Raw genomic sequence first — 24,525 nt, forward strand, 5'->3', positions numbered from 1 at the left:
CCCAGGGCGCCAAATGCCTGCTATTCCGCACATGGGATACGGTCCACTATAGAGATGAAGTCTTGGCGAAATCGATCGAAGGAGAACCTCGTGTGCAGCGCCTCGAGCGCCCGCCGACTGAGCTCCTCATACAGCGACGGCTCGCCCAAGCGTTCCAAGGCGTCGGCGAGGGCGCCCGGATCGGCGTAGGGCACTTGCAGTCCCTCACGCCCATTAATGATCACGTGCTGCGCGCCCCCTTCGGGGCACGCGATGCTCGGCAGAGCGTAGTACATTGCCTCGAGGTAGACGAGGCCGAAGCCCTCGCCGGCGCTGGGAAGCGAGAACACGTCCGCCTGGCGAAACTCTTTCCGGAGCTCCTCGTCGGAGACACGGCCGAGAAAGTCGACTCGGTCGGTCACTCCGAGGTTCTGGCTGAGCCGCTCGAGCCGCTCGCGATCATCGCCATCGCCGACGACGCGGTAGGAGGCGTCGACGCCGCGCTCGGTCAGTTGCGCGATAGCCTCGATGGTGTGGTCGATCCCCTTGTATTGCTCGCCGCTATCGAGGCGGGCGACACTGACCACGCGCATTGGCTCGTTGACGGCCCGGGTGCGTGGGGCGTTGTAGGAACCTTGAAATCGCTCCTGTTCGATAGCCAGGGGTAAGACTGCGATACGTGTCGGAACCAGCTCGTTCATCTGCGCAAACTTGTCACGCGTAAACGGGGTCGTTGCCACGATGCCATCGGCCAGCCGCAGGGCGAGCTCATTGCGTCCGTGGAGCTCACACCAAGCCTCGATGCCGTGCAGGATTACTACGTAACCGCGGATGCGCCCCAGGGCTTTGAGCGCCAAGGCAATGGGCGACAAGCCGAGGTGGCCGACGACCATGATCTGATCGGACCTGGCGTGGCGTATGCACTGCGATACAAGGTGAAGCTTGTTGCCCTCGGCGCAGTGGGCAGAGCTGCCGGCGCGCTGCAACCACTTCTGCAGATCGGTGTCGGAGTCGCTGTCCCACAGCGAAAAGACTTCTCCCAAGCGCGCCTCCGCCTCAAGGGCGTGCAGTATGAGCCGCATGTAGGTCTGGATGCCGCCCGGCGAGCCGAAAGCTTGCGAGGCCAGCAATGAAATACGTCGGTGTGACACTGGTACTCCAAGCAAGGAACTAGCGCGAGGTCATGCTGGTGAGGTGAGCGCGCGTAGCAGATGAGCCAGGCCTAACTTCACGGCGGGTGTGCGAAGGGGCGCGGCGAAACAACAAGAGCTGTGCGACGAACAACAGCGGCACATACCGGATCATCTCGACGAAGACGGCGTAGAAGGCATTGTCGATGCGCACCATGTTGTCCAACAGGCCCAAGAAGACGATCACTCCGCCGGCGCCGGCGAAGAGAAAGCCCTCGAGCAATACGCGTTGCGTTAGCCCCAAAACGAGAAAGCCCAATAGCACGGCCAGCGCGCCACCGGCGATGTACAGGTAGCCCACCGGGCTCATTCCCACGGCGTTGCGGAAGGGATTGCCGAGCACCACGCGGTTGTACCACTCCCCGATATCTTGGGTGGGCTTCGAGCGCCAGATGAGCCGGGGGATTACGGCGTAGGCGGGTGACAACAACAGGTCGCGCTGAAACACTTGGCTCTTGTGTTTGATCACCCCGTCTTCCTTGGCACGCATGGCCATGGCCGCGAAGGCGGTGGTGTTCTTGCGGGCGAGCACCTCGATGGCTGTATCAGAGACGTCTGCCGAGTAGCCTGTGTCGACCTTGCCGCTGGCGATGCCCGTAATAGTGTCGGTCAGGTACGAGGCGCTCTGGTTATCGAAGGAACTGTCCGAGACGCGCAACTGACGGAACGGCTCGACGATCTGGTAAGCAAGGAATACAAGTGCGAAGGCCGCCAAGATCTGCATCTTGGGTACCCGGCCTTTCACAATGTAGTAACACACCCCCACCACGATGATCGGCATGACCACGGCGCCCTTGAAGCCGGAGAGCAGGCCGAAGAAGATCTCAGCGCCGAGCACACCCAGCAACAACCCCAAGGTGAACGGGCGTGGGTAGTCGGAGGCAAAGTAGTACAAGGCAATGCCGACCAGCGACAACATGCCTAGATCGGCGAACAAATTGATGTAAAAGAGGTACGGCCCCAAGGCGTACAACTGGGAGATATCAGCGGAGTAGCCGAAAGCGCCCAGCTGCACCAAGAGCAGACGTGACCCGACGCTGGCGACGATCCCCGCGATGACAAACCACCAGCGCAGGCGGACTTCGGTGTGGAGCACACGGATAAGGAAGCTCGATCGCCGCAGCCGAACCCCGAGACGCTTGCCCAAATTCAAATGAAACCCGGTCCACATGCCGAAGGCCGCTACCATGCCCATTAGAGTGGCCAGGCTCAGCCACTGAAACCCAAAGAGCTGGTACTGCCACATTCGGGCCTTGGCGACCTCGGGTACGAAGAGCACAAAGTTGGTAAAACCCAGAGTGAGCGCGAAGGTGGCAAAAGAGGCCATCACTGCTGGGTTGACCAGCCATCGGCTGGGGTGTTCGCGGCGGGCGAACCAGATCTCGATGCCCAGATAGACCAACAGCAGCAGCGTCAGACTGATGAAGCCGACTCGATCGGGCACGAGTTCGGCGACCATGCCGCGATAGAGCGCGACGCCGACGACCATGTGAGATAGAGCGATGGAGAAGCGTCCGGTGAACACGACTCAAGCCCCCTGGGCGGCGTGGACTCGTTGACAGGCGATCTCGGGCCGTTCGAATCCGTCACGCTGCCCTTCGAGGGTGGCGAATAACAACCGCAGACGAGCCTCGTAGGTATGCTCGGCGTGTGCTCGGCGCCGTCCAGCCTGGGCGATACGCCGTCGCTCGTCGGGTCGCTCCAGATAATAGTCGATCTTGGCACGCAAGTCGTCGACGCTGCGAAAGGAGACGACTTCCTCGCCGTCGGTGAAAAGTTGGTGGAGCCCGGGCTTCGAGTCGAGCATCAAAAAACCGCCGATGCCAGCAACCTCGAAGGCGCGGCAGTTGATACCCCAAACCTCGGCCGGGTGCATATTGTCGAGCACGATCTTGGCGCCCAAAAATGCCTCGGCCTTATCAGCCTCCACCACGTACTCTCCCTGGTGCATCGCGCGCACCTCCGGCGCGTCGATCCAAGAGGGCAGGGGGTTGCCCCACAGTTTGACGTTGTAGTCGGTCAAGTGGCGAAAGAAGGCTACGCGGTAGGCGTACATATTGCCCGCAGTGGTGATGTCACAGTGGTACTTGTTACGCAGTGGCCCCTCCGACTCGCTGGCGTCTGCTCGATGAACCAGCGGATTGAAGCACTCGGGCAAGTAGAACACCGGACTATCGATGACGCCGTCGAGCTTTTCGACAATATACGGGTCCTTGAAGAAAATGGCGTCATAAGGGGCGACCATAAAGTGCGAACGCCCAAAATTGACGAGTGCGTCGGGGTACCACATGACCACGCGCGCATCGGCGAGCTTCTTGAGGGAGGCCACCTCGGCCGGGCGCAAAAAATCGTAGCAGCTGATGATCAAATCGGGCCGGGCGCGGCGAGCCAGTTCGGTGAGCTCGCGCAGGCTCCACTTGCGATACACGTCGATGTGCTCGGCGGCGGCGTGCATGCGGGTGGTCACGCTTTCTAGCTTGCGGCGCAGGAAGCCGCCAGTGGGCTTGCGCTCGACGCCGGGTTCGAAGCGCAGCACCTCGTGGCCCATCTGCTCGAGTGTCTGGCCGATGTGGCGTGCGAACCCCTCGACGTAGAATTTTCCGACAACCAGAATCTTCATGATGACTGTGCGTTGGGCAAACGTCGCGGGCTGCTCGAGTTCATTTCGCTGCGTCGATGGCGCGTTCCGAGCGCCGCAGAAAGTAAAAGGCGGCCGCCAACCCCGATGAATATGCCAATAAGGAAGTGATCGCAGCGCCTTTGATCTCCAACATCGGCAATAGGACGTATAATCCAGCCGCGGTAACCGCTAACGCCATAAACTCGCAGTACAGCGGGATCTGCGGGCGCCCTTGCCCTCGGGCGCCGTTATACAGGATCTGCTTCATGCCGAACACTGCCGAGGCCAAGCACATGATCTGTGCGGCCGGCACCGCCGGAGCGTACTCTTGGCCAAACATCAGCGGAAGCAAAAGCGGCATCGCCAAGGCGATGAGCACCGATGAGAGGATGAGAAATGGAGAAGCCGTTTTCAAGCTTCGTCGGATCTTTTCGTGGCCCTCGGCGTCGCTGTTCGAGCGAGCGACATCGGAGATGATCACGCGCTGGAAGCCCATGCTCATCAGCTTGACAAACTGGGAGCTGCTGACGGCGACCTTGTAGAGGCCCAAGAGCCGCGGCGCCAGCAGCGCGGAAATGATCGCCTGATCGAGCTGGTAGTTCGCCTGGCCGGCCATGCTCGCCAAGAAGTTTCGGCTGCCGTACCACAACAGCTCCTTGAGCAAGCCGACGTCGAATTCGAACCGTTCAATTGAACGCGCCACGACGCTGACCGCGCCTGTGGTCACCAGAATGTCGGCGATCAGATACGCATAGACGACGTAGTGGACGTGGACCAGATCGACCACCCACAACGCCACGATGGAGCCCACGTAAAAGACCTGGCGGAAGACCCGCAGTATATTCCAGGGCTGAAAGCGCCCCTGACCCTGCAGTATAGCCAGAGCGTTGCCACCGAGGATGGCGAACGGCAACCAGGCGAAGAGCACTTGGGTCGCCAGCAGGGTGCTCGGGCTGTAGTCGTCGATGATGCTGGGGATAACCAGCACCCCAATCAGTCCGGCGATGCCTCCCATGACCAGCGAAAGGGCGGTGATACCTGCGGCCAGCGCGCCGATTTGATCGCTGCGTCTTCCCGAGAAGTACACCACCGCGTGACGCATCCCGAAGTTGGCGAAGGTCTGGAAGAGGCCCGGCCACAGAAGCGCGGCGGTCAGCTCCCCCTTTCCCGCCGGCGCAAGTAGGCGAGCGGTGAGAATGCCGCTGACAAGGCCGAGGCCGGCCAGGCCGATGTCGGCCCCGGAAGTCAAGGCGACATTCTTCCAACGCTCCCACAAGCGCCTGAGGTTCGATGTCTGTGGTTGACCCATCTAAGAAAACACAGCTCCGTGCAGAGATACCGAGCGCCGACGTGCCTACTCGAGCACAAGCTTCTCGATACGACGCACAATTGGGCCGGGCAAGATCCCTCGAAAGCGCGCTGCTCGTAGCGCATAGGAGCTCGCCTTGGCCTTCAGACTACCGATTGTCTGCGCCAAGCTCGGCTCGATGAAGTCGTAACCGAAATCGGCCATTAGCTGCGGCTCGCGGCGCAGCACCCGGTTGATCCGGGCGATGTCGCGGCTGGTCAACCGCCGAATCTGAATAGGGTTGAGGTTTCGGATAATCGGCTCGTGTCCCATGAACGAGTGGTCGGAAGGCTCGTCGAGATCGAGGCACTCCAGCTCCGGCAAGAACTCCAGGATGCGATCGCGGATCGCCGCCGGATCCTCGGCGAACTCCTCGTAGGTGAAGAAGAGGATGTGGTCGAGTTCGGCCTTGTTGCGCGTCTGTGCTTGGGCGCACTGCAACCAGAACTCAGCGGCGCTGGCCACGTCCATGTCATTGTCCGGCCGGCGGGCCACCCCCTCGCAGAAGGCGTAGGGATTGCGAATCATGCCGATGAAGTATGCCGGCTCGAAGTGCTCCTGAATTGCGGCCGCACGAAGCAGGTTGGGCGGGCTCTTCTCGAGCAGAAACTCTTTGCTCGAATCCCATTCCTTCTCCCACTCCAGTCGAACGCGCTCCCACGGGATCTCGTAGTCGGGGTCCCAGTGACGCCCGCGCATGACTTCGCGAACCGAGTCCATGTGCTGACCCTCTGCGGGTAGTGAAGAGGCGTGGGGCGAAGAGCCGACCAGTTGCCAGAGGATGGTCGAGCCTGAAAACGGCGTTGATAAGATGAAGAGGAAAGACATCGACAACTCGCTTCAATTCAATGGTGTGATGTGTGCCCTCAGGCCCGGGTAGATGCACTGTGGGGAATCACCCAGCGCAGATAGTCGGACCATGACGGCAGATCTTTGAGAAAGAGGTCGCCCGCCGACGGGTGGCGAACCCGCCATAAGGCGTTGAGCAGTTGGTTGACCCCGCGAAAGGGCAGGGTGAGCGCCTGAGCACGCAAGCGGGTGCGCGCTGAGGTCGGCCGGTAGTCGTACCCCAATTGCGCCAGCAGCGGCTCGAGGCGCGCCTGCGTCTCGGCGCGCAGCTCGATGGTGCGCGCTGATGGCTGCGGGCGGATCTTTTGCCAGCCCTTGTAGTGGACCCAGCCAATGGCTTGCGCGACTTCGGGGTCGACGTCGCCGAGCATCGCCTCATCGAAGTCGACCTGAAGGAAGCTGCATACCCGCGCGAGCTGAGTCGGCGGGTCATCCAGAAGCTCTTCATAGCGCACCTCGATCAAGTTCGCTGGGGGCACCTGTTGCTTCTGCTGCTCGTAGACACGCTGGTAATGGCGCACGACTTCGGCGTTAACCAACTCGTCGTCGCTAGCGTGAGGAAAACTCGGGTTGCTCAACGACACGACCGAGTGTCGGGGATCTCGGTATACATAGATAATCCTCGCCTGCGGGAAGGCCTCGACGATGCTGGCCATGCGCGCGACATTCTGGGGGGTCTTATCGCCCCAACGCGAGGCGCCTGGCTTGGCCTTGCGCATCTGCAGCCGCATAAACGCGTCGAGAAGGTCGGGCCAGCACGGCTCGACTTGGCCGAGCACATCGAGAACTTCGTCGCGCGGCAGCGAAATGCAGGACTGCTGCTCCAACCAAGGGGCCAAGCCTTGCAGCGCGACATCGGCAAAACTCTCGCGTGGATCGGCGCCGCTGTCGACGTGTTCACTCCAGGTAGTTTGCAGCGAATAGAAGGTCGACTGTTCGAAGAAGACGGCGAAGTCGGGATGCTTGTCGAGCAAACATCCCATCAACGTATTGCCGCTGCGGGGGCAGCCGACGACGAATACCGGCCGGCGGTTTGTAGGCGCTGAATTACTCATTGAGTACCATGATCGAGACTGCTGAATGATGAGGAGCGCCCGCTCAGCGGGAGCGCCGGGGCTCTCGCCACCCCAGGGGCATCTGTCCCAGCTTGCGATAGAGGTTGCGAACCAGGCCAATCGAGGCCCACTCGTACTCACTGGCGCCCTCAGCGCTGGTCTCGAGCATGCGCTTTTGGCGGCGGACCACCGCATAGGTCAACCACTTGAAGATGTCGGCGCTGAGCCGCCCGCGGAACCTCCACCAAGCCAGCGCACCACGCAGGGTGCTTAAGTCGTAGTAATCCAGATGGTTGGCAGCGTGGATCTCGTAGAGCATGCGCTGACGAAACCACGAAAACTCGCTGTAAGATTCCGGATAATCCTCCGGCCGCTCCTGGCGCACCGAGATGAGCGGCTCGGGAACATAGCCCACGGCCCAGCGCGCGGCCAAGCGCATCCAAAGGTCGACATCGGCGAGCAGGTTGAACTGCGTGTGCATCCCACCGACCGCATCCCAGCACGACCGCCGGATCAGTGCGGTACCGCGCACCGGGCAGCCCCAGCCGCTGAACAGGCGCCCCTCGAGGAACTGCCGACCGTCGACGCGCTCAGCGTACGGATGGACGTGGACCTCATCGGTATCCTCGAAGCCGTAGGCGTTGAACACAAAAGCGACGTCGGGGTGGCGCTCGGCGACATCAACCCACCGTTCGAGCAGATCGGTACGATAGATATCATCGTGATGGAGCAACGCGATATACGGCCGGTCGGACTGCTCGACCGCATAGTTGGCGTTGCCGGGCATGCCACGGTTTTCGGGCGGTTGCACCGCGCGGACGCGCTCGTCACCGGCGGCTATCTGCTGGACCAACTCCCAGGTGCCGTCGGTCGAGCAGTCGTCGCTGACGATGATCTCGAAGCCGTCGACCGACTGGTCCATGATCGAGGCGAGAGTCTCCTCGATCATGTGAACGTGGTTGTAAGTCAGCAGACAAACGGAGATCTTTTCTTCGGAGTTGATGCTCATATCCAATACGACGGATCTAGAGGAGCCGGAGGTCACGGACAGGAACATCACCTCGGCTCAAACGCCGCTCGCTCATGCCCACATACATCGCCGGCCGCGTAGAGCACGAATCGTAGCGATAGTCATAGTCAAAGTTCCCGAGAAAGCCGTTAAAGAGTCGAAACAGCCGGTAGGGCTTGTCCTCCAGAAGTTCCACGGCCTCGTGGAGATAGCGCCGGCTGGCGATCCACCCGCTACCAAACTCGAACATGAATACGTCGACACGTTCCTGTTCGAGAATCTCGGTTGCACCTTCTAAAACGTGGAGGTCGAAGCCCTCAGCGTCAATCTTGAGGAAGTTGATATGCTCGATGCCCTGTCGCTCGCAGTAGCGATCGAGAGTCGTTACCTCGACCGCGTACGGCTCAGCGCAATCCTTCACCGATTGCTCGACACGTTGCGCGAGGCTGTTGCACTCGTTGGCGTAGTCGAAGAAGGTCGCCTGCCCCTCGCTATTCGACAGCGCCAGAGACTCAAAGGTGATACGCTTATTCCCCTCAAGTTCCGCGTCGAAGAACTTGCGGGCTGCTTGGGACGGATCAAAGGCGATAACGCGGGCGCTCGGCTGTCGCTGCAGCACAGCCTGAGTGAACTCCCCCCGAAAAAAGCCCACATCCATGACCACTCCGCGAGGCTCGACGAAGTTGACGATCCACTTTTCACCATTACTCTCGCGCATCAGCGAGAAGTTGCGGATCACCGTGTCGAAGCGAACCTCCAGTGCCGAAGCGATGGACGCCAGCCGTTCGCCAAGCGGCGACCAGAAAAGACGCTGCGCCAAGAGATGTCGTTGCTTCTGAGACAACATTTTCTCTCCATGCCGTGTGTTAATATGTCGGAGCCCCGGGTGGCTCGCGGTCCTAGTGGCTCGCCCCGTAGCCGAACGCATCCAGGCGCTCGCGTACACCATCAGCAAACGCAACGGCGTCCGCATCGTCGGTGAACGCAAACGCACGTCCGGCGCGCACATTGCTGGCAACCCCGCGGATGTCCTGGGCCGATGCGTCGAGCGAACAAAACTCGCATAGCCGCTCGAGTTGCTGGGCGGGCTCGGCCAAAAAGTCCTCGTACTGGATCTCGATGGCCCGATCATCGAGCCCGGCCAGATTTTGCTGGGCGCGGTGCATATAAGCCTCCCACAGCGAGAAGCCCCCTTCGAGCGACGCACACCGCAGTGATCCGCCGAAGCCGGACTGCTTCTGCCTCAGCCAGTAGATCGGTGCGAATTTTCCGCGCATGCGCTCATAAGTTGCTCGACCGGCCGCAAACTTCTTGTCGCGACGTGTCTGGAGGCTGCGCGCGACGTCAACTCCATGGCGGTGGATATGCACCATTCGCGCCTCGGGGAATACCTCGAGCCAGAGCGGAAGGGTAAAGGTATTGCGAGGATCTTTCCAACCCCATGGAAAGTCCCACGAGGAGGGGGTCGGCTCGCGCAGGTATCGCTGCCAGCCGATGTAGCTCCCCAGACGCGGCGTGCGCAACAGGTAGCGCAGATAATCGACCGCAAGTTCACGCTCTTGATCGAACTCCAACAAATAATCAAACGGCTCGGGGATATCCCAGCGGGCGCCGGCCTGTCTCAACAACCAACCGTTGAGCTCCAGAAAGAACATCGCCTCGTTGTTGGCGTCTTTCTGCTCTCCCACAAACAGTCCCAGCTGCTCGAGCATCCGGCAGATCATACTGGTGCCCGACCGGTGCATGCCGAGGATGATGATAGGTGGGCGAGTTGTCCGAGAGTTGGTCATTGAAGAGAGCTCCTCGTTCTATTCAGTAGACACGGCCGAGCGCCGATAGGCCCGACAGTCGCTAGCATCCTGGGCGACCATCTGAAGCGCGCTGCTCCACTCGGGAAGCCGCACCGCAAACACATCGCGCAGCCTGCGACAGTCCAACACCGAAAACGGCGGTCGTTGTGCAGAAGTGGGATACTCCGACGAGGGGATCGGCTCGACATCGGGGCGGTCGTCGGGCTGATCGATGAACGCCTCGAAGATCGCCCGAGCGAATCCGCACCAACTGGTCTGCCCGGCGCACGTCAGGTGATAGGTACCCGCGCGCGCGCTCGGCTCATCGTCGGTCAACCAGCGTGCCAATACCACCGCGGTTGTCTCAGCGATAGTACGGCACCAGGTAGGCGCGCCGATCTGATCGTCGACTACGCGCAGCTCCGGATGGGTCTTCGCCAGACGCAACATCGTACGGAGAAAGTTCTGGCGGCGAAGCCCGTAGACCCAGCTCGTGCGCAGAATCAGGTGCGCGGCGTGCCGCTCACGAATGGCCTCCTCACCAGCGAGCTTGGTGCGGCCGTACGTATTGACCGGCTTGGTTGCGTCGTCTTCGGTATACGGGCGATTGGCGGTGCCGTCGAATACATAGTCGGTTGAATAATGAACCAACGGGGCGCCGAGAGCGGCAGCTTCCTCAGCCAAGATGCCCGGAGCGACCGCATTGACCATCCGAGCGAGTTCGGTCTCCTCCTCGGCCTTGTCGACAGCAGTGTACGCCGCCGCATTGACCAACAGCGAAGGCTGGGTGTTGCGGATGAGCGCACGGACCGCATCAGAGTCAGTGAGATCGGCGTGCTCGCGGTCGGCAGCGACCACCTCTCCAAGCGGCCCGAGCACGCGCTGCAGCTCTCGGCCTACTTGGCCGCGGGCGCCGAACAGCAGGATGTGACGCGGGTGGGTCATTGCCTCTTCTCACTCTTGTCGGCGCTGAAGACACACACCGGCCCGCGACGAGCGTCGAGAGCGAAGCCGAGATCGGTGATGGTAGCAACGAGGTCGTCAATGCCTACAGCTGTGCCGGCTAGCTGTGTCTCGTGCAGCTCGATGACGATTTGCCGACACCGATCACGCAAAATCTCCGCGTCCTGATCGAGGAGCTGAGCTTCGGCCCCCTCGATGTCGGAAACGAGCACGAACTCATCTATTTGCTTCTCTTCGACCAGACCGCCTAGCGTGGTGGCACCGACCTCGACAACATCCTGCGACGTATCCTCGGCGAGCCGACCCGACACATTGGCCGGGCTGCGGGCGAACCTGACTAGGCCATCAGCATCAGGGTGGTAACTCACGGCACGGTTGAGCACTTCGAAGCTCGCCTTCGGGTGGTTGCTGCGTAAGTTATTGTCGGCGATCGTCGCCAGCTCCGGGTCGGCCTCCACCACGAACAGTCGTCGATGAGGGGCGAGCCGGCGTCGAATATGGCAGGAGACCACGCCAATGCTTCCCCCGACTTCAACCACGTCGAGATCGGCTCGAAGCTGCGAGCGAATGAACCGAATTTCGCTGCCCTCGTACAGCCGCCAGAAGACCGACGCCTTTGTCGGCCCGTCGATGCGCGGACTGGATGTGTCGATGTGGCAGTCCCAACTCGGGATCCGATCGTTGAAGATCGCTCCAACCAAGTTACCTACCAAATCGCTGCACATCCGCCGCGCCACGGCGGTCTTGAGGTCTAGCGGGATAAAGTCACGAAGACTCATGGCTTGTACAGATGGGGGGAAACTCATTAAAGCACACCCACGGCACGCAACGCGGCGCGCAGGCTTCCGCCATGCGCGAGCTCTTGGTGGAATTGGGCGAAGCGGCGCGATGCCCCACCAAACTCGGCGCACATCTCGGGGTTGGCGGCGAGGACCGCGAGCTTCTGACTCAGCGCTTCGGGCTCGCCGCACTCGTAGACGAAGCCGTTGTGACCGGGCCGCACATCATCGGTAGGCCCATAGCTGCCACAACGGTCACTGATGACAGCCGCGCACCCCATAAAGATCGCCTCGCTGATGGCCAGTGAGTGTGGCTCGTGGGAAGCCGTGTGCACGTATACATCGGTCGCCGCGTAGAACTTGGGCAGCTCGGTGGGCTGGACAAATCCGGTGAAGATGACGCCCTCTGCCTGCGACCTGTCCACCATCTCGCGCAGCTCGTCTTCGGTCGGCCCCGAGCCAATGATCAGCGTGGTTGTCTTCGGATGGTTGCGCCGCAGGATCTGTTGTGCGTGGATGAGATCTTGTTGGCGCTTCCAGTCGACCAGCTTGCCGACGACGCTGACCACCATGTGGTCGTTGGGGATGCCGTACTCGGCGCGCAATTCGGAGCGCATCTCGGCACGCGACTCGAAAGCCTTTTGAAAGTAGTCCCGGTCGATGGGAAAGAAGGTGCGGAAGAACTGCTGTGGGGGAACCCCATAGGCCCGGTAATAGTCCTCATTGGCATCGCCGACGGTCAGAAAGCCGTCGACCTGCTCGAAGAGCTTGGGCAAGGCCAGCTTCTTGAGCGCCTCCTTATACATCGGGCGCTCGGTGCGGTCCTCACTATCGGAAATCATCAAAACCCGCTGGCAATGCTTGCTGCCCCAACGAAGCGCGCGGCGCTGTAACTTCTGGATGTAGCCATAAACGATCACCACGTCCGGACCGTACGCGGCGAGCCTCGTCTCCAACTCGGGAGCGTCCAAGCTCGGCGACGGAGAGATGGCCTCGCCGTCGTTCAAGAAGACGTGCGGGAAGTTGAGCTCGAGGCCCTCCCACTTGATCTCTTGGCCGAAATTTTCGTCTTGGTAGGCCTCCATCCCTGCCGTCGAAGCAAAGAACACCTGCAAATCCCACTCCTCACTCTCACTCCAACTCGCATACTGCGGGCAGAAGTGTTGGATCGGGTGAGAGACAACGACGGCGATGCGGGGTTTGGTCATGGGTCTACTTCGGAGTCGGTCGCATAACTGCAGCAAGTCGATGATACTTGCAACTACCCGGTGGTCTCGAATTCAGAACAGCGCATCCTCGGGCACATCGGCCAGCAACGGCGCCTGCGCATCCTTGGCCGACAGGACTGGTTCGTCAACTGGCCAGTCGATATCCAACTCGGGATCGTCCCAGCGCACCGATCGCTCGGCGTCGGGGTTGTAAAGGTCGGTGCACTTGTAGTGGAAGTAGGCGTATTCGCCGGTGACCACAAATCCGTGGGCGAAGCCGGGAGGTACGTAAAACTGGCGGCGATTATCCCCGGAGAGGAGCACGCCGTACCACTGCTTGAAGGTCGGCGAGTCTTGTCGAAGGTCGACGGCGACGTCGAAGACCTCCCCATCGATCACACTGACCAGCTTTCCCTGGGCACTCGGGTTTTGGAAATGCAGCCCTCGCAGCACCCCGCGCTCAGAGAACGACAGGTTGTCCTGAACAAATTCCTCGTTGAGGCCAGCTTCGGCATAACGCTCGCGATTGTAGCTCTCCATGAACCAGCCACGATCGTCGCCAAAACGACGTAGCTCGATGATCAACAACCCCTGCAGGGGGGTCTTTTGGACGATCATAGCGTCAATACTGCTGAGGGTAGACTATCTGTCTAATGGACGCCGAGTCGGCTCCCCCGCCCGGCGCTAAATGCAACCCTATCGGAACTTTGTGCGGATGTCATGAAAGGATATGAGGAACAGAAGGCGTTGTTTCTCGTGGAGATTTGTGGTCCACTTTCAGAGGCCGGTCGCGTCACGCGCGGCACGCATGAGGATCTAACCCCCTTACATCGTTTCGCTTTTCGTACATGAATCCCACCATCATTGTCACTGGCGGCGCCGGATTTATCGGCTCCGCGCTTGTTCGCCATCTCATCCACCACACCGACTATGACGTGGTCAACGTCGACAAGCTGACCTATGCGGGCACCCTCGCCTCGGTGGCCTCGGTGGCCGACGACGAGCGCTACTGCTTCGAGAAGGTCGACGTATGTGACCGCGACGAGGTGGTCCGGTTGTTCGACGAATACCAGCCGCAGGCGGTCATCCACCTGGCCGCCGAGTCGCACGTCGACCGCTCGATCGACGGACCGGCGGCGTTCATCCAGACCAACATCGTGGGCACGGCGAACCTGCTCGACGCCGCACGGACCTACTGGGACGGACTGGCCGACGAGGACGCCGAGCGGTTTCGCTTCCTGAACGTGTCCACCGACGAGGTCTACGGCGAGCTCGGCGAGGAGGGGTTCTTCACCGAGGAGACTCCCTACGACCCCAGCTCACCGTACTCGGCGAGCAAGGCGTCGGCCGACCACCTGGTACGGGCGTGGCATCGCACCTACGGACTTCCGGTGCTGGTGACCAACTGCTCGAACAATTACGGGCCCCACCAGTACCCCGAAAAGCTCATCCCGGTGGTCATCCTCAAGGCGCGCTCCGGCGAGGACATCCCGGTGTATGGCACCGGCGAGAACGTGCGCGACTGGTTGTTCGTCGACGACCATGTGCGCGCGCTGATGCGCGTGCTCGAACACGGCGAGGTCGGCCAGACCTACAACATCGGCGGGCATAACGAGAAGACCAACCTGGAGGTCGTCCACGCGATCTGCGGGCTGCTCGACGAGATGCTCGACGAGGCCGCCGTCGACGAGCACGCCTCGTTGATCACGTTCGTGGCCGACCGGCCGGGCCACGATCTGCGCTATGCCATCGACGCCTCCAAGATAGAGTCGACCCTCGGGTGGACTCCCGAAGAGACCTTCGAGTCGGGGATTCGCAAGACCGTGCGTTGGTACCTCGACAACCTCGATTGGTGTAAGACGGCGCTGGGAGACTCCTACAAACTCGAGCGACTTGGACTGGGAGGTTGACGTTGAAGGGCATTATTCTGGCAGGTGGAGCAGGCACGCGCCTGTATCCGATCACCCGCGGGCTGAGCAAGCAACTGCTGCCGGTCTACGACAAACCGATGATCTACTACCCGCTGTCGGTGCTGATGCTGGCGGGCATCCGCGAGATCCTGGTGATCTCGACGCCGCATCACCTGCCGCTGTTCGAGGAGATGCTGGGCGATGGCAGCCAGTGGGGCGTGGAGCTGCAGTACGCCGCTCAGCCCAAGCCCGAGGGCTTGGCTCAAGCGTTCATCATTGGCGAAGAGTTCGTCGGCGACGACTCGGTGAGTCTGATCTTGGGCGACAACATCTTCTACGGACGTGGATTGCGCGAGGTCGTTCGCCGGGCAGCCGCCCAAAAGCAGGGCGCAACCGTCTTCGGGTACTACGTCAAGGATCCGGAGCGCTACGGCGTGGTCGAGTTCGACGAGGCCAACCGGGTGGTGAGCTTGGAAGAGAAGCCGGAGAACCCGCGCTCACACTGGGCGGTGACCGGCCTTTACTTCTACGACAACCAGGTCGTCGACATCGCCAAAAGCCTCGAGCCCTCTGCTCGCGGCGAGCTCGAGATTACCGACGTCAATAAGACCTATCTGGAGCGAAAGAGCCTCGACGTCGAGCTGCTCGGCCGGGGGATGGCCTGGTTGGACACCGGCACCCACCAGTCGCTGCTGCAGGCGTCGAACTTCATCGCTACCATCCAGCAGCGCCAGGGGCTGATGATCGCCTGCCCCGAAGAGATCGCCTGGCGCGAAGGCTGGATCTCCGACGAGCAGGTGCTCGAGCTGGCCTCGCCGCTGCGTAAGTCCGAGTACGGCCAATACCTGCACCAACTCGTCCACGAAGGCCGTTGAGCGCCCCGATTGCGTCGCGCTGGTTACTTAGCGAGCCGCACAGCGCTGACTGAGCTCGCGCACCTGGCGTCTCAGCCGCACGTGTCGGTTCGCCGTGTGCATCTGGGCCAGCAACTGCTCGATGGCCAAGCAGTCGGCCTGGCGTAAATATAGTTTGGCCAGCGGAACCGGCTCGTCGTGAATGCGGTCGAGCCGACGCAAAATAGCCTCCGATGCGTTGGTATCGCCGTCTCGCTCGAGCAGCCAGGCTTCGGCGCGCCAACAGATCGCCTGCAGGTCGCGCTCCTCGACCGGAGCGTTGCAGGTCGAACCGAAGGCCGTACGGGTAAGCGATACGTCACGCTCCCCGGCCGCACGGGGATCATCGGCCAAATACGCCAACCACTGGCGCTGAAGAGCGTGACTGCTGTCGAAGGACTCGCTCCCTCGCCGCAGCACAGCTCTCGCAGAAGCGGGCTGGCCCGCCGCAAAGTGCGCCCGTGCCAAGAGTACACGCGCGTGCTCGATTTGCTCTCCGCTCTGCGATCGCTGCTCGTAGAGGACCTGCTCCGCCCACGTCTGTGCGACGTCGAAGAGCCCGACCTCCATATACTGCTCGACGAGCAACTCACGCGCCGCGAAAGACTGCGGGCGTGCCTCGACGAGTTCGAGGGCAAAGTCGAGCGCGGCATAAGCTCGACCGCTGCGCCGCAGCTCGCCGACGAAGCTAGACCAGCGAGCTGGCGGCGCATCGCGCAGCGCGGCGGCCTGCGCCCGAGCGTCGGAGAAATCATTGACGAGAAAGCGGCGCCAGTCGATGACAAACGACGGCCAACTTTGCCCCAGCAACTCCCGGTAAGCCTCCAGCGAGCGCTCACGCTCGCCTGCCGCTGCCCACATCCTCGCCCTCAGAAGCCCTAAACGCGGTACAGGTTGCAATTGGTACGCATGCTCTGCGGCACGAGCGGCTCGATTTGACTGGTCTTGGCGGTCGAGTGCGACCGCTGCCTTGGCGAAGAGCATCGGGTCTCCCGGTGTCAGCCTCACGGCTCGAGCCACCTCTCCGTCAGCTTCGATCGTGGTGTCCGACGAGAACGGCTCCACCGCGAAAGTTCCGGCGGCAAAACTCCCCAGCGCCAACGCCAGCGCCAGACCAGCCACCACCACTCCGGTCCTACGCGACACTTCTATGACCCCTCGGCGAGCCATCCACTTCAACCGCGCCTGGCCAGATTGAGGGGCGCCGGTGCGCTGTGACTGACGCCCGTACTCGAGCAAGAGGATGGCTGGCAGCGAAATGCCCAGGGTGAAGAAAAGAAAGTGAAACAAAGACAGCATCAGGAAATAGGCTGCCACAGCGAACAGAAAGATATGGGATAACCGCGCCTGGCGCCGATAGAGGCGCAGCGGCATCCATAGATACGCCGACAGCAAACCGATCCCGAGTATGGCCGGCAACCATCCGAGGGTCATAAACCACTCTACAGGCTCATTCTCGATAGTCGGAATGCTGGCGGCGCGTACCGCCGTCCAGTCGACGAAGGAAGGTATGGCAAACGCGCTCGAACCGGCGCCCGAACCCGTCAACCAAAAGCCTTTGCTTGCCTCCAGCGCGGCTCGCGACAACTCGAGGCGCACCTGTCCGGTTTGATCCAGCCACGCGGGCAAGATATTCTGCAGAGGCCAGTCACGGGCCTGAACCGAGCCGAGTTGAAAGAAGACGAAGCCAGTGAGCGGTAAACCGACCAGGAGTACCGGAGCGAGCCACCAGATGTTGTCGCGAATTATCGAGAGTCGGTGACGGACTGGCCCGAGATAGTTGCTGCCGGCGGCGGCGACGATGATGAGAACCAATGCGAAGATGAGCGGCGCCCCTTGAGAGTCCTGCTCGAACATCACCAGCATAAACAACAAGCCACAGACGCTGGCGACGAGCATCCGAACGGGACTCTCTTGGCGGCTGCGAAACGCCAGTGCAAAGGCGACCAAACTAACGAGTCCGTAAAACGTGGCCGCGTGATTGGGGTTGACGAAACTACTCCAAGTATCCAAAGAGTGTTCAGTTTCCCATAGGCCCAGATACTTGGGTGTCGCCAAGAAGCTTTGAACGCCTCCAATGAGCAGTTCGAGCAGGCCGAGCGCGACGAACCCCCATAAAAGGAGTGTCCACTCGCTCGACTCGCGACGAAGGTTGGCTCCGAGCTGAGCAATGGCGAATAAGGCAACCCAACGCGCCATCCAGGTGGCAGTATGTTCGGGGGCCATCGACAGCGGCGTGGCGACGGTCGGGGGAGGCGCGCTAAACAGCACTGACCACCCATGGTGTAGTAGTTCGGTACGCTCGGGACTCAACCAGCGGTGCCAGGACAGCGGGATCGGTACCAACTGCATCAATGACACGATCGCAAAGAGTCCGAACGCAAGCGCGGGAATGGAAATCCACACTCGGTTCGTTCTACCGACGCTTTTCTGCACAGTGTGGAGGAAAGCCAGAAGTGCCAATAGCGAGCCCAGCACAGAAGCAGTGATGGCGTGCACGCCGCCAAGCGCCAATGTCGCGCCGGCAACTATCCCAACGGTGCCGAGTTTTAGAAGACGTGCCGACATGAAAAAGGAACGGCAATAACGGGAAAAGTTACCCATCCGTTTTGTTGACAGTGGATCACTATCAACCTACGGTTTTCGACTGATTTCTTGCGCGGCTCTTCCGCCCTATAGAGGCGGGCACCGCAAGTCCAACACGGTAGTATGACAACCGATTTCCAAGACATTCGAGCCCCCCTTCCGTCCGATCCAGACTCGGAATCGTTGGGAGAGTTGGTAGCCCACTACTGGTCACTCGTTAAACGATACTACTGGATTCTGGTGCTTGCGGCTATCGTGGGTATCGTCGGCGCGTATCTGTGGACGAAGCAGCAGCCCAAGATTTATCGGGCCCAGTCCAAGATCATTTTCCACGAATCCAAACCCAACCTCTTTGGCCGTCAAATCGAGCGGGTCGAGATGCTCGACCCGGGCGGGCGCTGGCAATTCGATCAGTTTTGGAACACGCAAAAAGAAGTGTTCAGGTCGAACTGGTTCGCAGAACGCGTGGTCGAAAATGTCGGACTGCTCGATCACCCGGACTTTCTCAATCCACTGCCCGGGGGGAAACAGCGATCCCGTGAGGAGCGTCTCAAGGCCGCTCGCGAAAAAGTCATGGGGATGTTCAAGGTGTCGCTGCAGCGCGACAGCCGAGTGGCGATTGTCAGTGTGACGGCGACCGACCCGGAACTCGCCGCCAAGCTGTCCAACGGACTAGCTGACACCTATGTCGAGTATACCCATGAGGTCCAATCGGGAGGACTCAATCAGTTGGTCAACTGGTTTGATTCCTACGTGTCGACCAAGAAGAAGGAACTCGACGCCGCCCAAAACAAGCTCCAGCAATTTAAGCGCAAGCACAATATCTTGTCGCTGTCGTACGAAGACCGCCAAAATTTGACCGCCAACAATATGTCGACGGTCAACGAACAGTTGATGAAGGTACGCACCGAACTCTCTTCTGAAGAGGCTTTGCTCTCTCAAATCCGTGACATGGAGAAGGCGGAAGAGGACATGCGCGCCATCACGGCCCTCGTCGAAAACGAGGCGTTGGCGAGTCTCTTCGATAGAGAGGCGAAGCTCGAGCAAGATCTTGCGCGTCTACAGACCAAGTATTTGGACAATCATCCCGAGGTTCAAGCGGTGACAAACCAGCTCGACACCGTTCGGGAAGCGATCCAAGAAGACATCGATCGCATTCGCACCGCCGTCGAGAACCGCGTTCAAGTACTGCGCCGTCATGAGGGCAACCTCGAGTCCGAGCTCGCGCGCCTCAAAAAAGATGTGTTCGCTCTCAACGAGCTAGGCGTGGAGTACAGCCAGCTCAAGAACGACGCCGACAGTGTTCAGAAGCTCTACGAGACGGTTTTGGGACGCTCTTCAGAACTCAACATCAACTCGATGTATGACAGCGATCTCATCCAGGTCCTCGAGCACGCCGACGTCCCAGAAGCCCCCGTGGGGCCGAATACACCGATGAATATGGCGCTCGGTCTGGTCGCCGGTCTGGCGCTGGGAATCGGTATGATGGTGCTGCGAGATACTCTCGACACCACTGTGAAGAGCGAAGAGGATGTCAGTCGCGTCACTGACAAGCCGGTGCTAGCGATGCTTCCCGAGTTGGATCGATCCGTGCTCAAGACGCTCGAGCCGATCGGCGAGTCTCCGGCAGACACCATTACGCACACGGCACCCAAAAGTTCGTTTGCCGAGGGCATCAAGACCCTGCGCACCAACCTGATGTTTATGGCCCCGGACAATCCACCAAAGCTCTTGTTGGTGACCAGTCCGGGACCCGGTGAAGGTAAGACGCTTTCATCTGTCAACATGGCCATTGCCATGGCTCAATCGGGCCAGCGGACTTTGATCATCGACGCCGACCTTCGGCGTCCGCGCGTGCACAAAGCTTTGGGCGTCCCGAGCAAGGAACAAGGGGTGTCGACCGTGATCCTCGACCGCATCTCGGTGGACGAAGCCATTCAAAAAACTCAGGTGCCCAACCTCGAAGTGATGACCTGTGGAGAGGTTCCACCGAACCCTTCCGAATTGCTGCACTCGACGCGCTTTCATGAACTGGTCGACGAATTGCGCGGCCGCTATGACCGAGTCATCTTCGACTCTCCGCCTCTGGCCGCCGTCTCCGATGCGCTGGTGCTGAGCCAGGTGGTCGATGGAGTGCTCTTGATTTTGAAGTTCGGTCAAACCCAACGCGAGTTGTTGCGTCGCTCCGTCGAGCAACTCAACGGCATCGGCGCCCCTTTCATGGGGGTCGTATTCAACGAGATCGGTGCAGGAGCTGCGGGTTATCGATACTCGTACTACTACCGCTACTCCTACGAACAAGACCAACCCGAAGGTCCCAGCAAAATCGCCAGTTGACCGGCGTAGTCAGACCAGACTCTCTGCTCTTCGCCCACTGCTGTACGGAAGTACCTCATGTCAGACGCCGTATCGATTCTCCGGAAGAAGTTCACCAATCAAGACGCCACCGTCGCCGTCATCGGCCAGGGCTACGTGGGCCTGCCCCTGGCACTGGAGTTTGTGGAAGCAGGTTTCCGCTGCTACGGCGTCGATGTCGCCGAGGCGAAGGTCGAGCAACTCGCCGCCGGGCAAAGCTACATCACCGACATTGCCAGTGAGCGCGTGGCTCGCGCCATCGAAAGTGGCCGTTATATCCCCACCACCGACTTCGCGGTGGTCGGCGAAGCCGATGCCATCAGCATCTGTGTGCCCACGCCGCTGAACAAAACGCGTGAGCCGGATCTCTCTTTCATCCGTTCGGCAGCGGCGAGCATCACCCCACATCTGCGCCGGCCCTCGCTGGTCGTGCTCGAATCGACGACCTACCCCGGCACCACCGAAGAGGTGCTCGTTCCGGTCTTCGAGCGCGCCGGGCACAAGATCGACGAAGATCTCTTCGTGGCGTTCAGCCCCGAGAGGGTCGATCCGGGCAACGAAACCTACGGGCTGACCAACACTCCCAAGGTCGTCGGCGGTGTTACGCCCGACTCCACCGCGCTCGTCGAAGCCCTTTATGGCCAGTTCATCAATCAAGTGCACCCAGTCAGCAATGCCACCGAAGCCGAGATGGTCAAGCTGCTGGAAAATACCTTTCGAGCGGTCAATATCGCCCTGGTCAACGAGATGGCGGTGATGTGCGACCGCATGGGCATCGACATCTGGCAGGTGATCGAAGCGGCGAGTACCAAGCCATTTGGCTTCATGCCGTTTTACCCGGGACCGGGCATCGGCGGTCACTGCATTCCCCTCGACCCTACTTACTTGAGTTGGAAGGCGAAGACCTTCGGCTACTACAATCGCTTCATCGAACTCGCCTCGGATTTGAACACCAACATGCCGAGGTTTGTGGTCCAGAAGTTGGTGCGCCTGCTCAACGAGCAGCAACGCTCGGTCAACGGCGCGCGCATCCTTCTGGTGGGCGTGGCTTACAAGCCCGACGTCAACGATCTACGAGAGTCGCCCGCGCTCGATATCTGGAAGTCGCTGGAGGAGTGGGGCGCAAACCTGTCGTACCACGACCCGCACATCGAGTGCGTCGACACCTTCGATGGCGCACGCTCAGTAGACTTGGATGCTGCGATGCTCGCCGAGCAGGATGCAGTGGTCGTGGTCACCAACCATTCTGCGGTCGACTACAAGCTCTTGGTCGAGCATGCCCCACTCGTGTTCGATACACGTAATGCGCTCGACCACGACTCCCCGAATATCTACAAGCTATAACTTCTGCGCTGCCGCTGGTTGGCGCGAGGAGACCCGAGCCCGTGGGGCTCGGGTCTCAGGCCGAGTCAGAGCGACTCAGCGTGCGATGGAGCTGCCTGCGGGCTGACGCCCCGGCCCACGTATGTGAACCCCGCCGAGCGCCACTTCTTGGCGTCGAGCAGATTGCAAAAGTCGAAGACGTGATGCCCTCGCATCAATCCGATGAGGGCGCTGGGATCGATGAACTTGAATTCGTCGTGAGCAGCGGTGATGACGATCGCGTCCGCGTCCTGCACGGCCTTTTGAAGGCCGACGAGTTCGTGCTCGAAGTGACGCACATGCGGATCGTATACCGCTACGTCGACGGGCTCGCCCTCCAAGAGCTCGACGAAATCGCGTCCTGGCGACTCGCGAGCGTCATCGACATTGCCCTTGTAGGCCACCCCGAAGATCGCCAACTTCGCAGACGATGAGTTCCCGAGCTCGAGCGTATCTTTGATCTGGTGGACCAAGTAGCGAGGCACGGCTTGATTGAGCAGGCGCGCCTCGCGGATAAGCCGGGCCTGTTCGGGCGCGGACTCGATGACAAACCAGGGATCCAGCGGCAAGCAATGCCCACCCACTCCAGGACCGGGTTGGTGAAGATTGACTCGCGGGTGGCAATTCGCCAGTTCGATGACGCGGGTGACATCGACGTCGAGGTGATCACAGATCCCAGCTAGCTCATTCGCCAGTGCGATGTTGACGTCCCGGAAAGTGTTTTCCATGAGCTTGACCAACTCGGCGGTTGTTGCATTGGTCTGATGAATTTGACCTTCGACCACCGACGCATAAAGCCGCGCAGCTCGCTGCGCACATGCCATGGTAATCCCGCCGATGACCCGATCGTTTTGGGTCAGCTCACGTAGAATATGCCCGGGAAGTACTCGCTCGGGGCAATGCGCCACGAAGACATCTTCTCCCGGCGTGAAGCCAGCTTCGACCAGCGGCTTGGCCACCCTCTCCACCGTCGTCTTCGGCGGACTTGTCGACTCCAAAATCACCAGGTCGCCTTCTTCGAGCACCGGGAGAATGGCCTCGACAGCACTGTCGACATAGCTCAGATCACTGGAGCGATCATCGTGCCGCTTCTCATTGACTCGGCAGGGAGTAGGCACTGCGATGATGAACGTCTTTGCCGGCTGCGGCGCTCGCGCTGCGCGCAGCTGCCCCGACTTGACGGCCGCGCTGACGAGCGTGCGCAAGCCAGGCTCCTCAATGTGGATCTTACCCTCATTGACGATCTCCACCACGTGCGCGCTCACATCGACGCCGAGTACGTCGAACCCCTGTGCTGCAAACATTGAAGCGGTGGGGAGGCCTATATAGCCGAGGCCGACAACACAAATGTCAGCCTTGGAAGACGACGGATTCTCCATAACTACTGCTCTTCTCTTAAGAATGACTGGCCGCGTGTATTCAACCCGGCCTTACAAGATTTCGTCTTGTCGAAGCTGCCAGATAAATTCACAGATGCGTCTCGATGCCTGTCCGTCCCCAAAGGGGTTTTCGACTCGCGCCATCTCGTCGTAGGCAGCGCGGTCTTCAATCAACCTACTGACTTCCCGAAAAATTCGATCGGCACTCGCTCCTACGAGACGGGCCGTGCCAGCTTCGATCGCCTCCGGCCGTTCCGTGGTGTCACGCATCACCAATACAGGCTTGCCTAGACTGGGTGCTTCCTCCTGAATGCCCCCGGAATCGGTTAGTATGAGCGTCGCTTGGTCCATCAAGAAGACGAACGGCGCGTAATCCATGGGAGGGACGAGATAGACGTTGTCACAATCGGCGAGCGCCGCATGCACCGGCTGCTGCACATTGGGATTGAGATGAACCGGATAGACAAACCGCACATGCGGATAGCTTCGAGACAAGCGTTGAATCCCGGCAACGATTTCGTCAAAGCCCTTCCCGAAGTTCTCGCGTCGGTGGCCGGTGATGAGCACCATCGGCTCGTCAAACGAGTCCTTGTTCCGACGCCCCACGAGGAAGTCGGTCAAACGCTCCGGCACCTCAGACGACTCTGCGTTCTGCGATAACAGCCCGGGGAGCTCCGCGTCGTCCAGCGCGCGGAGGCGCTCGCGAACCCACAGAAGGGCGTCGATGACAGTGTTGCCCGTCACCACCAATCGGTCGTCGGAGACACCCTCGCGATGGAGGTTGTCACGGGCGCGTTCGGTGGGCGCAAAATAGGCGGCCGACAGCGTGTCGGTGAGTTGGCGGTTCAGCTCTTCTGGCCACGGGCGGTAGGGATCGCCGGTACGAAGTCCCGCTTCGATGTGCCCGACGGGAATCTGCGCATAGAAAGACGCCAAGCTGGCTGCAAACGTCGTCGTTGTATCTCCGTGCACCAACACCAGGTCCGGTTCGATGTCGGCGAGCACGTCCCGCAGTCCCGTGAGGATCCGACAGGTCAAGCCCGTCAGATCTTGATTCTCTCGCATCAAGTCGAGGTCGACATCCGGTTGAATTTCGAACAGCTCCAAGACCTGATCGAGCATCTCACGATGCTGTGCGGTAACGCACACCACCTGCTCGAAACGCTTCGGTTCGTCATCCAACGCTCGTACCAGCGGTGCCATCTTGATCGCTTCGGGACGTGTCCCAAAAACAGTAAGAACTCGGATCG

Annotated in this window: 20 protein-coding genes; 4 read left to right on the top strand and 16 right to left on the bottom strand. The window is 60.5% G+C overall.

Annotated elements, in window-relative coordinates; all coding sequences use genetic code 11:
• Nucleotides 1-20: 20 nt before the first annotated feature.
• The 13 genes from FIV42_RS13245 to rfbC all read right to left on the bottom strand — a co-directional run bounded on the left by FIV42_RS13245 (nt 21) and on the right by rfbC (nt 13,408).
• Entirely contained in the window at nt 21-1,130 is a 1,110-nt protein-coding gene (locus FIV42_RS13245) for a glycosyltransferase family 4 protein (RefSeq protein WP_141198160.1), read from the bottom strand.
• 19 nt (nt 1,131-1,149) lie between these two features.
• Nucleotides 1,150-2,694: a hypothetical protein gene (locus tag FIV42_RS13250; protein ID WP_141198161.1), complete on the bottom strand. Its 1,545-nt coding sequence runs from the start codon at nt 2,692-2,694 to the stop codon at nt 1,150-1,152.
• A 3-nt stretch (nt 2,695-2,697) separates the two neighbouring features.
• Nucleotides 2,698-3,789, bottom strand: coding sequence for a CgeB family protein (locus tag FIV42_RS13255; protein ID WP_141198162.1), 1,092 nt, complete (start codon nt 3,787-3,789; stop codon nt 2,698-2,700).
• 40 nt (nt 3,790-3,829) lie between these two features.
• Nucleotides 3,830-5,098: an oligosaccharide flippase family protein gene (locus FIV42_RS13260; RefSeq protein WP_141198163.1), complete on the bottom strand. Its 1,269-nt coding sequence runs from the start codon at nt 5,096-5,098 to the stop codon at nt 3,830-3,832.
• 45 nt (nt 5,099-5,143) lie between these two features.
• Entirely contained in the window at nt 5,144-5,965 is an 822-nt protein-coding gene (locus tag FIV42_RS13265) for a sulfotransferase family protein (protein WP_141198164.1), read from the bottom strand.
• A 38-nt stretch (nt 5,966-6,003) separates the two neighbouring features.
• On the bottom strand, nt 6,004-7,041 hold the full coding sequence (locus FIV42_RS13270) for a sulfotransferase family protein (RefSeq protein WP_168210620.1): 1,038 nt from the start codon (nt 7,039-7,041) through the stop codon (nt 6,004-6,006).
• 43 nt (nt 7,042-7,084) lie between these two features.
• Nucleotides 7,085-8,050, bottom strand: a complete 966-nt coding sequence (locus FIV42_RS13275; protein WP_168210621.1) for a glycosyltransferase family 2 protein — start codon at nt 8,048-8,050, stop codon at nt 7,085-7,087.
• Nucleotides 8,051-8,066: 16 nt separating this feature from the next.
• Nucleotides 8,067-8,897, bottom strand: a complete 831-nt coding sequence (locus tag FIV42_RS13280) for an FkbM family methyltransferase (RefSeq protein ID WP_168210622.1) — start codon at nt 8,895-8,897, stop codon at nt 8,067-8,069.
• Between the two features lie 52 nt (nt 8,898-8,949).
• Nucleotides 8,950-9,840, bottom strand: a complete 891-nt coding sequence (locus tag FIV42_RS13285; RefSeq protein ID WP_141198168.1) for a sulfotransferase family protein — start codon at nt 9,838-9,840, stop codon at nt 8,950-8,952.
• A gap of 18 nt (nt 9,841-9,858) precedes the next feature.
• The gene (gene rfbD, locus FIV42_RS13290) at nt 9,859-10,785 is read right to left on the bottom strand and encodes a dTDP-4-dehydrorhamnose reductase (RefSeq protein WP_141198169.1); all 927 of its coding nucleotides are present in this window, start codon (nt 10,783-10,785) and stop codon (nt 9,859-9,861) included.
• The gene (locus tag FIV42_RS13295; RefSeq protein WP_141198170.1) at nt 10,782-11,609 is read right to left on the bottom strand and encodes an FkbM family methyltransferase; all 828 of its coding nucleotides are present in this window, start codon (nt 11,607-11,609) and stop codon (nt 10,782-10,784) included. The genes rfbD and FIV42_RS13295 overlap by 4 nt, the downstream gene beginning before the upstream one ends.
• Nucleotides 11,609-12,790 carry a glycosyltransferase family 4 protein gene (locus FIV42_RS13300; protein WP_141198171.1) on the bottom strand — a complete coding sequence of 394 codons (1,182 nt, stop codon included), beginning with the start codon at nt 12,788-12,790 and terminating at the stop codon, nt 11,609-11,611. Before FIV42_RS13300 ends, FIV42_RS13295 begins: the two co-directional genes overlap by 1 nt.
• Before the next feature lie 72 nt (nt 12,791-12,862).
• Nucleotides 12,863-13,408: a dTDP-4-dehydrorhamnose 3,5-epimerase gene (gene rfbC / locus FIV42_RS13305; protein WP_141198172.1), complete on the bottom strand. Its 546-nt coding sequence runs from the start codon at nt 13,406-13,408 to the stop codon at nt 12,863-12,865.
• A gap of 230 nt (nt 13,409-13,638) precedes the next feature.
• On the opposite strand from rfbC, the gene rfbB reads away from it, so the two are divergent.
• Together rfbB and rfbA are read left to right on the top strand one after the other, a co-directional pair.
• Nucleotides 13,639-14,700 carry a dTDP-glucose 4,6-dehydratase gene (gene rfbB, locus FIV42_RS13310; RefSeq protein ID WP_141198173.1) on the top strand — a complete coding sequence of 354 codons (1,062 nt, stop codon included), beginning with the start codon at nt 13,639-13,641 and terminating at the stop codon, nt 14,698-14,700.
• A 2-nt stretch (nt 14,701-14,702) separates the two neighbouring features.
• Complete coding sequence (rfbA, locus tag FIV42_RS13315) at nt 14,703-15,575, top strand: glucose-1-phosphate thymidylyltransferase RfbA (RefSeq protein WP_141198174.1); 873 nt, start codon at nt 14,703-14,705, stop codon at nt 15,573-15,575.
• 27 nt (nt 15,576-15,602) lie between these two features.
• Here rfbA and FIV42_RS13320 read toward each other — a convergent pair whose 3' ends face one another.
• Nucleotides 15,603-18,197: a hypothetical protein gene (locus FIV42_RS13320; protein WP_141198175.1), complete on the bottom strand. Its 2,595-nt coding sequence runs from the start codon at nt 18,195-18,197 to the stop codon at nt 15,603-15,605.
• A gap of 165 nt (nt 18,198-18,362) precedes the next feature.
• Here FIV42_RS13320 and FIV42_RS13325 point away from each other — a divergent pair, with 165 nt between their 5' ends.
• Both FIV42_RS13325 and FIV42_RS13330 read left to right on the top strand, forming a co-directional pair.
• Nucleotides 18,363-20,516, top strand: a complete 2,154-nt coding sequence (locus tag FIV42_RS13325; RefSeq protein WP_168210623.1) for a GumC family protein — start codon at nt 18,363-18,365, stop codon at nt 20,514-20,516.
• A gap of 57 nt (nt 20,517-20,573) precedes the next feature.
• A complete protein-coding gene (locus FIV42_RS13330) occupies nt 20,574-21,878 on the top strand; it encodes a nucleotide sugar dehydrogenase (RefSeq protein WP_141198177.1) in 1,305 nt (434 codons plus the stop codon).
• Nucleotides 21,879-21,943: 65 nt separating this feature from the next.
• On the opposite strand, the gene FIV42_RS13335 is transcribed toward FIV42_RS13330, so the two are convergent.
• Both FIV42_RS13335 and wecB read right to left on the bottom strand, forming a co-directional pair.
• Complete coding sequence (locus FIV42_RS13335; protein ID WP_141198178.1) at nt 21,944-23,275, bottom strand: nucleotide sugar dehydrogenase; 1,332 nt, start codon at nt 23,273-23,275, stop codon at nt 21,944-21,946.
• A 51-nt stretch (nt 23,276-23,326) separates the two neighbouring features.
• Nucleotides 23,327-24,523 (bottom strand): non-hydrolyzing UDP-N-acetylglucosamine 2-epimerase, encoded by a 1,197-nt coding sequence (wecB, locus tag FIV42_RS13340; protein WP_141201322.1) that lies wholly within the window; start codon nt 24,521-24,523, stop codon nt 23,327-23,329.
• Between the last annotated feature and the right edge of the window lie 2 nt (nt 24,524-24,525).

It is taken from the genome of Persicimonas caeni, assembly GCF_006517175.1.
Classification (GTDB): domain Bacteria; phylum Myxococcota_A; class Bradymonadia; order Bradymonadales; family Bradymonadaceae; genus Persicimonas; species Persicimonas caeni.

What these genes read in the sequence shown, in the direction of transcription:
- FIV42_RS13330 (WP_141198177.1), top strand. Translation starts at nt 20,574, where the DNA reads ATGTCAGACGCCGTATCGATTCTCCGGAAGAAGTTCACCAATCAAGAC.
- rfbC (WP_141198172.1), bottom strand. Translation starts at nt 13,408, where the DNA reads ATGATCGTCCAAAAGACCCCCCTGCAGGGGTTGTTGATCATCGAGCTA.
- FIV42_RS13260 (WP_141198163.1), bottom strand. Translation starts at nt 5,098, where the DNA reads ATGGGTCAACCACAGACATCGAACCTCAGGCGCTTGTGGGAGCGTTGG.
- FIV42_RS13275 (WP_168210621.1), bottom strand. Translation starts at nt 8,050, where the DNA reads ATGAGCATCAACTCCGAAGAAAAGATCTCCGTTTGTCTGCTGACTTAC.
- FIV42_RS13255 (WP_141198162.1), bottom strand. Translation starts at nt 3,789, where the DNA reads ATGAAGATTCTGGTTGTCGGAAAATTCTACGTCGAGGGGTTCGCACGC.
- FIV42_RS13295 (WP_141198170.1), bottom strand. Translation starts at nt 11,609, where the DNA reads ATGAGTTTCCCCCCATCTGTACAAGCCATGAGTCTTCGTGACTTTATC.
- rfbB (WP_141198173.1), top strand. Translation starts at nt 13,639, where the DNA reads ATGAATCCCACCATCATTGTCACTGGCGGCGCCGGATTTATCGGCTCC.
- FIV42_RS13335 (WP_141198178.1), bottom strand. Translation starts at nt 23,275, where the DNA reads ATGGAGAATCCGTCGTCTTCCAAGGCTGACATTTGTGTTGTCGGCCTC.
- FIV42_RS13285 (WP_141198168.1), bottom strand. Translation starts at nt 9,840, where the DNA reads ATGACCAACTCTCGGACAACTCGCCCACCTATCATCATCCTCGGCATG.
- FIV42_RS13280 (WP_168210622.1), bottom strand. Translation starts at nt 8,897, where the DNA reads ATGTTGTCTCAGAAGCAACGACATCTCTTGGCGCAGCGTCTTTTCTGG.
- FIV42_RS13265 (WP_141198164.1), bottom strand. Translation starts at nt 5,965, where the DNA reads ATGTCTTTCCTCTTCATCTTATCAACGCCGTTTTCAGGCTCGACCATC.
- FIV42_RS13320 (WP_141198175.1), bottom strand. Translation starts at nt 18,197, where the DNA reads ATGGGTAACTTTTCCCGTTATTGCCGTTCCTTTTTCATGTCGGCACGT.
- FIV42_RS13300 (WP_141198171.1), bottom strand. Translation starts at nt 12,790, where the DNA reads ATGACCAAACCCCGCATCGCCGTCGTTGTCTCTCACCCGATCCAACAC.
- rfbD (WP_141198169.1), bottom strand. Translation starts at nt 10,785, where the DNA reads ATGACCCACCCGCGTCACATCCTGCTGTTCGGCGCCCGCGGCCAAGTA.
- FIV42_RS13270 (WP_168210620.1), bottom strand. Translation starts at nt 7,041, where the DNA reads ATGAGTAATTCAGCGCCTACAAACCGCCGGCCGGTATTCGTCGTCGGC.